This is a genomic window from Mycoplasma todarodis (genome assembly GCF_004335995.1).
GTDB lineage: Bacteria > Bacillota_I > Bacilli_A > Mycoplasmatales > Metamycoplasmataceae > Mycoplasma_K > Mycoplasma_K todarodis.
This window is the reverse complement of the sequence record NZ_PSZP01000024.1, coordinates 1-9706: the sequence shown is the minus strand read 5'-3', so window position 1 is coordinate 9706 and position 9706 is coordinate 1. Positions and strand designations below refer to the sequence as shown.

Here is a 9706-nt window from a genome sequence, read left to right as displayed (position 1 = left end):
ATCGCATTCGAAGGTGTTACTGACGCCCACGCTATCATTGGTAAAGTTCCAAACATCCACTTAGAAGTTGGAAAAATGGACGAGGAAAACCTTGGACAACTATTCTACTTCTTCCAAAGAGCTTGTGCTATGTCTGCATACTTACTAGGAGTTAACCCATTTAACCAACCAGGTGTAGAAATCTACAAATCTAACATGTTCAAACTATTAGAAAAACCAGGATACGTTAAAGACGAAGTTAAATAATAAATAAAGAAAATAGCGAATGATCGCTATTTTTGTTTTCCAATTTTTCTCATTGAAACGGAATTTATTCATTCTGCTTCAATTTTTCTATCAATTATTTTATTATAGTTTTTACCATATTTAACCTCAAGAACAGTCTTATATTCTGCAGGTATATTTATTTCAATTCCTTCATATTCTGCTTTCTCTACATTAAGTGTTAAATGTGGAATTCAATGTTGGAAATCTTTACAACTTGGTCTATGAATTAAATAGAAACCTTCATTCTTTTGTGAGTACAGTTTGTTGTACGCCGCTTGGAAAGTTAGTTGTTTATAAAGATTTTTAAAAGGTCAACTTAACCCCTTCAAGAATTTCTCTTTTGAATTATAAGGTGTGTAATCAGAATGTAGTTTTTTCATTAAAAAATTGTTCTTATGACTAAAATTACTTCATTTTTTAACTTTTTGTATTGTTGTTGGCACAATGATTAAAATGTCAATAAAGACACTTGTTTCATTAAATTTACTATATTTCGGAATAAATTTAGGGTTAATAGAAGGATAAGAATTATCCATTGAGCCATCAATTAAATATTCTTCAGCAATCTCTTTTAGTTTTCCATATGACTCAATTGTCATCATCAATTCAATCTTCTCATTTGATGGAATCATTCCTTTAATAGCGATTGCACCCCTTAATGTAGTGCTCGCTGCAGCATATCAAATGTCATTTTTTTCACATATATTAATGAATGTTTTTAAGTGTTTTATCAGTTCTTTTTTACGATTTGTCATACATATATTTTACATAGGAATTTAAAACATAAGGTATAATTTAAAAGAAAATAACCCTTAAGGAGAATAATTATGAAGAAAAAAACATTAACAACTTTAAGTTCGCTTGGTGCAATAAGTGCTGTAGCTCTTTTTGCAACTTCATGTGGTACATCAGCTGCCGCTAAAGTTGACGACGGACTTATAAGTGATTTTAAACATGGAGATAAAACAATTGGTAAAGTTGCACTTGACAGTTTTTACAAAGACTTAGTTGCCAACAACCAATCAGAAACTGCCAAAAAAGTTCAAGACATTATCAAGAAGTCTGCAAGATGACTATACGAAAAAGAAGTTAAAGGTTCAGAACATATTAAAGATATCCGTGAAGCTCAAATGACTAAAAAGGAAAAAGAAGATGCCGACCTTAAATCATTAGAAACAATTGAAGATATCGAAAAATCAGTTAAAGCAGAATTCGATGATCAAAAAGAAGCATTTATGCAAGCACATGGTCACGGATATGAAGAAGCTTGAAAAACTGAACTTTCTACAAATAAAACATATGGAAACGCAACTTCTGACGAACAAGCAAAAGATAACATGGTTCTAAAACAACTTGTTACTAGTGCATACGCTCGTTACACAATTAAAAAGGATTCAGATACTTGAACAAAAGCTGATGTCGAGAGAGGAAACCCAGCCAAAAATGATAAAGATCAAAAAGATTGAGCTTGATTGTGAAATCTTAAAAAAGCTGGTTATGTATTCTCTGCTGATAAATCTGGTAGCTATGACTCACTAGAAAACACACAAAAGGTTATTGTTGTTTCAACAGGTTCATTTGTTGTCGATAAAAAAAATCCTTCAGAACTGATTGGTAAAAAAGGTGGAAATGGTTATATCAACCAATATGACCCAATGGTCGTAAACCACTTCTTAATCCCCGCAGTGCCTGATGCTGCTAAAACACTTGCACCTTGAAAAGTAAAAATGCCTGATGTTAAAAAATGATTAATGTCAATCGAAAAAAGTACTGATAAACCTAAAGCTGCTATGGATAATTTAGGAAGCTTTGAAGGTTTACAATACAACAAGGTTAAGAAAGATAATGAAGTTCAAGAGTTTGGTGTTTCAGATAAAGATGAAGCGCTTCTAAAAATGGTTGCTGGAAATCAACCTTCAACTCAAAAAACTGGTGGTTCTCTTGGTCTAATGGATGAACTTTCTTACATTAAAGGAATGGACCCAGGATTTGGATTCCCATTACTAAACGATGAAATGAAAGGTAAAGGTCAATTTGACATTTTCGATAAAAACCCATTAGATGGTTTAGGTCAACAAATCCTTAACGCTCTTCAAAAAGAAGCGGATGGAAACCCAACATTTGATGGTGGAGCTAACTCAAAAGAATGAGTAAGAAACTTAAAAGGTGTTCTAGAAGTTGTTGGTGACACAAAAGCTGCACAAATCGTTGGTCGTCAATTCCGTGATGCATTCTCAGTAGGAAGAAACAATAAAGAAAGAAATGTTGCTTATAGAATTAAATCTACAACAACTGGTGGAGAAGATAAATATGTCGTTGCTTCAAAATTTGGTGTACACATTATCTCTAAACACATGGTTACCGACTCAGATGAACTAAGCAAGATGCTTCAATCAGATGTAAGAAGAACTACAAAAGGAGATAGCGCATACTTTAAAGTTATTTCAGAAATTAATAAATACTCAAGTAACAAAATGCTAATCGTTAAGTCTCTATTAGGTAATACCGACTTTATCAAATGATTAAAAGAACAACCAAACTATAATGGTAAAGCTGATGGAAATGATTATCCTGACTATACTCAAAAAGATATTGATGATATTAAAAATACAGCGGTTAAAGGTTATGAAAAAACACTTGCCGCTTCAAGAGCTAATGCTGCTACTCAAGGTTTACGTACTTGATTAGATAACGCTTATAAAAACCAAACAATATTTGCTGGTAAAACTGGTGCTGAAAAGATTTGAACAGATTCAATGGATAACATTTATGATGCTGCCATTGCTATTGCTAAAGAAGGGGCGGTAAAATAATGAAGTTAAATAAAAAAATAATCTTACCTTTCGCTTCTCTAGTGACTATTTCTGCTCCTATTGCCGTTGCAATATCATGTGGTAACAGTGAAAAAACAGCTGAAGAAAACCAAAAGGATTCAATCCTTAAAAGTGGTAGTGATTACCTACTAGAAACATACTTAAGTGCTGTTAACAAAAATGAATTTGGTGAAAAAGAATACCAAAAGAATTTAAAGGCTGCTTGAAAATTCTGAGCTGCTTCAAAAATTATGACTTCAAATACTTATTGAGCAGATCAAGTTAAAGGATTAAAAGCTGAAGGAGACCGTGGTGGTGCTTCTTGAGATGATGCTGACTTCACAAATGGTAAAGTTTGAATCTCAGGTACTGATGGTAAAGAAATTAAATTAAAAACTGGTGATGATATTAAAGCTAAAACTTACCCAAGTTGAGAACTTGCTCAAGAAATAATGAAAAAGAAACCAACTCTTAAATGAGGATTAGAACTTGAAAACTTATTAATGGTTCAAAGATACCTTACTTCTTTCAAAGAATCAGAATTCAAAAAGGTTTACAAGAAAGAAAAAGACGAACCTAAAAACTACGATAGAACAGATCAATATTTCTTCTTCGAAAAATACTTAAAAGAAAATACTCCAACACTTATTTGAAAACAAAGTGTTACAGATCAACTTGATCGTGGACCAATCTCACAAGAGGTTATTAAAAGCGCAGCAGAATTCAACGCACTAAACCCACGTGCACACTCTCTACAAAAACCAAACTTGGTTAAAGATAACTGATTAGAAACTGCAAAAGATAACAAAGATAAAACTCACCCTACACTAACTGATAAATTAGGTGACCTTTACAACTTTAAAGGAATCTCTTCAGCAGGGATTTCAAAAGGTGAACTTGACTATTCTGATTCAGCTTTAAGAAAAAGACTTAAAGACAATCAATCGGAATCTGGTTGAGTTAACAAAGATGGTAATATTGAAAACGAAGCACACGTAATCATTGGAGAAAAATCAACTGATTCAATTTATGCAATGCAATTCTTACCATGATTTGATGCTAAAGATAGTAATGGAAAACAAATCGACGATGTTAAAAAGGCTGGAGAAATTGATAATGATAAATCATTCTGAAGATTAGATTCATTCTTATTAACAAAAGATAAGAAAAACGTTACTGAAAACGGTCAAAAATTAATCTTTACATTAGCACAAGCTGACTCAGGATTAATTACTAATGCAAGAAAATTCATGTTAGACATTAGACAATACCACCTAAGAACAGATAATGAAGATCTTAGAGAAATACTTTTAGGAAAAGATGTTATTAAAAAATAATGTCTTTTTTTCTTTGTCTTTTTTTATAATTCATACATGACAATATTCGAAAAAATAATTAATAGAGAATTACCTGCGGACATCGTATATGAAGATGACAGAATAATTGCTATCCTAGATTTATTCCCAGTTACAACTGGACACACATTAGTAATACCCAAAACATTTTCAAGAAACCTAAAAGATATCAAGAAAGATGACTTACTTTATGTAATGGATAAGTCACAAGACATTGCTCTTAAACTTATTGAATTACTTGATGTTGATGGTTTCCAATTACACGTAAATAATGAAAAAAGTTCAAGACAAGAAGTTTTCCATACTCACATCCACATTATTCCTACAGAAACACAAAAAGATATAAAGAGAGATGAAATCAAAATTTCATTATAAAAAAAACAAGCCCAAGGCTTATTTAGAATTAGAGATAACCTCTCTAATTTTTTTAGCGATTGCGTCAGTATCGTGTGAACCAATAACTTCATCAGCTACAGCTTTGGCAGTTTCTTTCCCATTACCAACACATACACCGTAACCAACACCTTCCAACATCTTTATATCATTACTTGAATCACCGAAAGCCATAACTTCTGATATTTTAATTCCTATAGACTCAACCAACTCCTTTGCAGTAGTTAGTTTAGAGGCTTTTGAAGACATTGCACTAAGATAATGACTTGTAGGGTAATGTTCAAGAACTTTGTCCCCTAACTCTTCATTTATCTCATTCGTTATCCTTTGAATTACCTTAGGTTTATTCTTCAATGTTATTTGTGAGATCGTATCAGTGTTGATTATATTTTCGAATCATTCTATTGTTGCATCAAAGTTTTCCCCTCGCCTTAATTTAATAAATTGTTTGGGGACTTCTTCGTGTGAGTAATTGAACTCTTTATATATGTTTGAACCTGTTGAAACAAACATATATGAATTTGTTTCAATTGCTTTTTTAACCATTAATAAGTATATTTCTTTTTCGACATGTGCTTTACTTGTGCTTTGTTGTGTTTTGAGTTCATATAAATTTGAACCATCATTTGTGATTATGTATGAAAAACATCCTAATTCTTCAACTATTGGTAGAGCAAAACGAAGTGGTCTACCTGTTGCAATTATTAATTTAATTCCAGAATCATACGCTTCTTTAAGCGCTCCCAGTGTTTCAGGGTGCAAGTCATAACCATTACACATTAACAAAGTTCCATCCATGTCGAAAACCATTGCTTTAGTTTTCATTTTTTCTCCTTTGTTGTAATGGTTATATTATATTTTCTTATTAACCCAAAATGTTAAAGTGTTATTAAAAAATAAGCATGTTGCTTATTTTGATTGAGTCGCCATAACTTCTCTAACTTTTTTAGCGATTGCGTCAGTGTCGTTTGCACCAATAACTTCATCAGCTGCTGCTTTTGCTTCATCTGAACCATTACCCATACATACACCATAACCAACACCTTCTAGCATCTTAAGGTCATTCCCTGAATCACCAAAGGCCATAACTTCTGAGATATCAATTCCCATTTTATTAGCAGCTGTTTCAATACCTGTAAGCTTTGAAACTCCGTTAGGGTTGACATCAAGGAATATTGAGTTAGAAACATGGATTGCATTTTCTTTACCAAATTTTTCTCTTAATTCTTTTGCTAGTTCTTCAATAACTTCACCAGTATTTTTTAATGATACTTGTGAAATCCTTTCTTCATTGATGATTTGTTCAAATCACTCAACTGGTTGATCAATACCTTCGAATCTAAAATCATTTAATCATTTAGGATCTTTATCTGTTGGGTGATAGTATTCTCTATACACATCGTTAACAGTTGAAACTGAAATATATGATTTTGTTTCTTTCGCTTTTTTAATAACTTCTTTATATAATTCAGCATTAAGGTGTGAATCACTTAAGTTCTTACCTGTTTCTACTTCATAAATGTTTGTTCCGTTATTTGAAACAATATACGAGATTCCACCTATTTCTTTGGCTGTTGGCATCGCAAAGCATAAAGGTCTACCTGTTGCAAAAATAATCTTATATCCTTGCTCTTGAGCTTCTCTAAGTGCTTTTATTGTTTCTGGGTGTGCTTCATACCCTTCTGGAATCGCTAATGTTCCATCCATATCGAATGCAAATGCTTTAATTTTCATAATTCTACCCTCTTTCTTGTGTAAATAAATTATAAGGGTATTTCTTGCTATTCAATAAAAAGTAATAAAAAATAAGCAACGCTTATTTTGATTGAGATTTAATAACTTCTCTAAGTTTAACGGCAATTGTATCAGTGCTGTGATGTCCGATAATTTCATCAGCAACTGCTTTTGCTCCTTCAGTAGCATTAGACATAGCAATACCATATCCAGCACCCTCGATCATTTGAATATCATTTCCTGAATCACCAAATGTCATAACTTCAGAAACATCAATGCCATCATTCTTAAGAACTGTTTCAATACCTGTAAGTTTTGAAGCTCCCAATGGATTAACATCTAAGTAAACTTCATTTGCAATATGCATTGAAACTTTTTCATTTCATTTAGCTTTTAATTCAGTGTGTTTTTCAAGAATTAATTCTTTGTCATTCTTGATTGTAAGTTGAGTGATCTTTTCAGTTCTAGCTGCTTTCTCAACATCTTCACGTTTATCTGGTTCCCCAAAGTCATTAACTGACATTGTTACTCATTCAGGAACATTTGTTCCGTCGTAGAAGTTTAGTTTATAAACATTTTCTGTTGTTGACATAACAAAGAATGATTTTGTTTCTTCTCCGATTTTAACCATTGTTTGAAATAGTTCTTCTGTTAAAAAGTTTGTACTAATGTTCTTCTCAGCTTTTAAGTTGTATAAACTTGCTCCATTGTTCCCTACAATGTATGAAACAAAGCCGATAGAGCTTGCTGTTGCCTTTGTTTGGTATATTGGTCTACCTGTTGCAAGAATTATCTTATACCCTGCTTCATGCGCTTCTTTAAGTGCTTTCATTGTTTCTGGATGTGGACCTGAACTATCTGGTAATAATAATGTACCGTCCATGTCGAATGCAAATGCTTTAATTTTCATATTAACTCCCGTGTTTTAAATATTTTGTATTTTAATTATATGTTTTATTTCGTGTTTTTGATAAAAGTATAAAAAAATAAGCCAACGCTTATTTTGATTGAGCTTTAAGAACTTCTTTGATCTTCATACCAATTGCATTAGTATCGTGATGACCAATAACTTCTTTTGCTGCTGCTTTTGCTTCTTCTGTTGCATTTTCCATAGCAACACCATAACCTGCACCTTTAATCATTTGAAGGTCATTTCCTGAATCTCCGAAAACCATTACTTCAGAAATATCAATACCCATTCTATTAACAACTTTTGTAATTCCTGTAAGCTTTGAAACATTATTTGGATTAATATCTAAATAAACTTCATTAGCGATATGCATTGATGCTTCACTTGATAGTTCATCTTTTAATGCTTCTTTTTGAGCTGCAACAATTTCTTTTGAATTTTTAATTGTTAGTTGAGTAATCTTTTCAGTTCTAGCCGCTTCATAAACACAGTCTTTTTCATCTGGTTTATTACTTGCTTCATTGAATGATGTTTTTACTCATTCTGGTGTATTCACTTCATCGAAGAAGTTTTCTCTATAAATTTTATTAGTTGTTGACATAGCAAAGAATGATTTTGTTTCTTTTGCTAATGCTATAACTTTTTCAAATAGTTCAAATGTTAAGAATGATTCACTAATGTTTTCATCTTTTTTAACATCATATAAACTTCCACCATTGTTTGATACTAAGTAAGAAACATTTCCTATTTCTTCTGCAGTTGGAGCTGTCATACAAACTGGTCTACCTGTTGCAAGAATTAACTCGTAACCTGCTTCACTAGCTTCTTTAAGTGCTTCCATTGTTTCTGGGTGTACGCCTAAGTTATTTGAACGTAATAATGTTCCGTCCATGTCGAATGCAAATGCTTTAATTTTCATAATTTTCCTTTTTTAATTCCTAACCTCTATTTTTTAAGTGAGGGAATAGTAATACGTCTCTGATTGATTGTGAATCTGTGAATAACATAACAAGTCTGTCGATTCCGATTCCACATCCACCAGCAGGAGGCATTGCGTGTTCTAATGCTTCAACGAAGTCCATATCAATTTCACTGGCTTCATCATTACCTGCTTCACGTTCAGCAAGTTGAGCTTCAAATCTTTCTAATTGATCGATTGGATCATTTAGTTCTGTAAACATGTTTGCGAACTCTTTACCATTGATGAATAGTTCTGCTCTATCAGTGAATCTTGGGTCATCAAGATTTTTAGCTGCAAGAGGAGAGATTTCAATTGGGTGTCCATAAACGAATGTTGGTTGAATTAATGTTTCTTCAACATATTCTTCAAAGAACGCTTCTAAGATGTGACCGATTGAGAAGTATTTCTCAATTTTAATTTTGTGGTCAACAGCATGTTGTCTAGCTTCTTCGATTGTCATTTCAGCAGTAAAATCAACACCTGATTTTTCTTTAACTGATTCTGCCATATTAACTTTAGCAAATTCACCTGAAACGTTAATTTCTTTACCGTCAAACATAATTTTATCTTTACCTAGTTTATTAGCTAAGAATTGGAATAGTTCTTCTGTTCTTTTCATCATACCTGCAAGATCTGAATGAGCTTCATAGAATTCGATTGTTGTAAATTCAGGGTTGTGAGTTGCATCAACACCTTCATTTCTAAATAATCTACCAATTTCGTAAACTCTTTCAATTCCACCAACGATTAATTTTTTAAGAGGAAGTTCTGTAGCTACACGTAAGTAGAATTCCATATCAAGAGCATTAAAGTGTGTTGAGAATGGTTTTGCAGATGCTCCACCAAGGATTGGTTGTAATACAGGAGTATCAGCTTCCATGTATCCTAAATCATCAAAGTAACTTCTAATTCCTGAGATAACTTTTGATCTTGTTCAGAATCTCAGAATCTGTTTTTTGTTTCTTCTGACATGATTAAGTCAACATATCTTCTTCTACGTCTTTCTTCAACATCTTGAAGTCCGTGGAATTTTTCAGGTAAAGGTCTTAGTGATTTAGAAAGTAACATGAATTTTGAAGCACGGATTGTAATTGCTCCTGTGTTTGTTTTCATTACTTCACCTTCAAATCAGATGTAGTCTCCTGTGTCTAATGTTTTTGTTAGTTCAGCCATCTCTGGGAATTCTTTTTTAGCAATATATGCTTGTAGTTGTCCTGAAGGATCTTTAGCAACGATGAAAGGTCCTCTTGAACCCATCATACGTCCTGTTACT

The 9706-nt window shown here is 32.5% G+C and carries 10 protein-coding genes and 1 pseudogene; 4 read left to right on the top strand and 7 right to left on the bottom strand.

Going from position 1 to position 9706, the window contains the following annotated elements; all coding sequences use genetic code 4:
- A pseudogene (locus tag C4B25_RS04730) lies at positions 1-246 on the top strand (glucose-6-phosphate isomerase); the annotation flags it as partial.
- A gap of 26 nt (positions 247-272) precedes the next feature.
- Here C4B25_RS04730 and C4B25_RS03190 read toward each other — a convergent pair.
- Positions 273-1022, bottom strand: coding sequence for a LicD family protein (locus C4B25_RS03190; protein ID WP_131613610.1), 750 nt, complete (start codon positions 1020-1022; stop codon positions 273-275).
- A gap of 72 nt (positions 1023-1094) precedes the next feature.
- On the opposite strand from C4B25_RS03190, the gene C4B25_RS03185 reads away from it, so the two are divergent.
- The 3 genes from C4B25_RS03185 to hinT are packed head-to-tail and all read left to right on the top strand — an operon-like array spanning position 1095 to position 4810.
- On the top strand, positions 1095-3080 hold the full coding sequence (locus tag C4B25_RS03185; RefSeq protein WP_131613609.1) for a HinT-interacting membrane complex protein P80: 1986 nt from the start codon (positions 1095-1097) through the stop codon (positions 3078-3080).
- Positions 3080-4417: a HinT-interacting membrane complex lipoprotein P60 gene (locus C4B25_RS03180; RefSeq protein ID WP_131613608.1), complete on the top strand. Its 1338-nt coding sequence runs from the start codon at positions 3080-3082 to the stop codon at positions 4415-4417. The genes C4B25_RS03185 and C4B25_RS03180 overlap by 1 nt, the downstream gene beginning before the upstream one ends.
- A 36-nt stretch (positions 4418-4453) precedes the next feature.
- Complete coding sequence (gene hinT / locus C4B25_RS03175; protein ID WP_131613607.1) at positions 4454-4810, top strand: histidine triad protein HinT; 357 nt, start codon at positions 4454-4456, stop codon at positions 4808-4810.
- Between the two features lie 18 nt (positions 4811-4828).
- On the opposite strand, the gene C4B25_RS03170 is transcribed toward hinT, so the two are convergent.
- The 6 genes from C4B25_RS03170 to C4B25_RS05010 form a co-directional block, all read right to left on the bottom strand.
- Complete coding sequence (locus C4B25_RS03170) at positions 4829-5653, bottom strand: HAD family hydrolase (protein WP_131613606.1); 825 nt, start codon at positions 5651-5653, stop codon at positions 4829-4831.
- Positions 5654-5737: 84 nt separating this feature from the next.
- Positions 5738-6562, bottom strand: coding sequence for an HAD family hydrolase (locus C4B25_RS03165; protein ID WP_168380686.1), 825 nt, complete (start codon positions 6560-6562; stop codon positions 5738-5740).
- An 82-nt stretch (positions 6563-6644) separates the two neighbouring features.
- A complete protein-coding gene (locus C4B25_RS03160; protein ID WP_131613604.1) occupies positions 6645-7472 on the bottom strand; it encodes an HAD family hydrolase in 828 nt (275 codons plus the stop codon).
- An 88-nt stretch (positions 7473-7560) separates the two neighbouring features.
- Positions 7561-8391, bottom strand: a complete 831-nt coding sequence (locus C4B25_RS03155; RefSeq protein WP_131613603.1) for an HAD family hydrolase — start codon at positions 8389-8391, stop codon at positions 7561-7563.
- A 19-nt stretch (positions 8392-8410) separates the two neighbouring features.
- Positions 8411-9343 (bottom strand): lysine--tRNA ligase, encoded by a 933-nt coding sequence (gene lysS, locus C4B25_RS03150; RefSeq protein ID WP_335904862.1) that lies wholly within the window; start codon positions 9341-9343, stop codon positions 8411-8413.
- A partial coding sequence (locus C4B25_RS05010; RefSeq protein ID WP_335904861.1) for an OB-fold nucleic acid binding domain-containing protein occupies positions 9319-9706 on the bottom strand: 388 nt, incomplete at its 5' end. The genes lysS and C4B25_RS05010, both read right to left, overlap by 25 nt.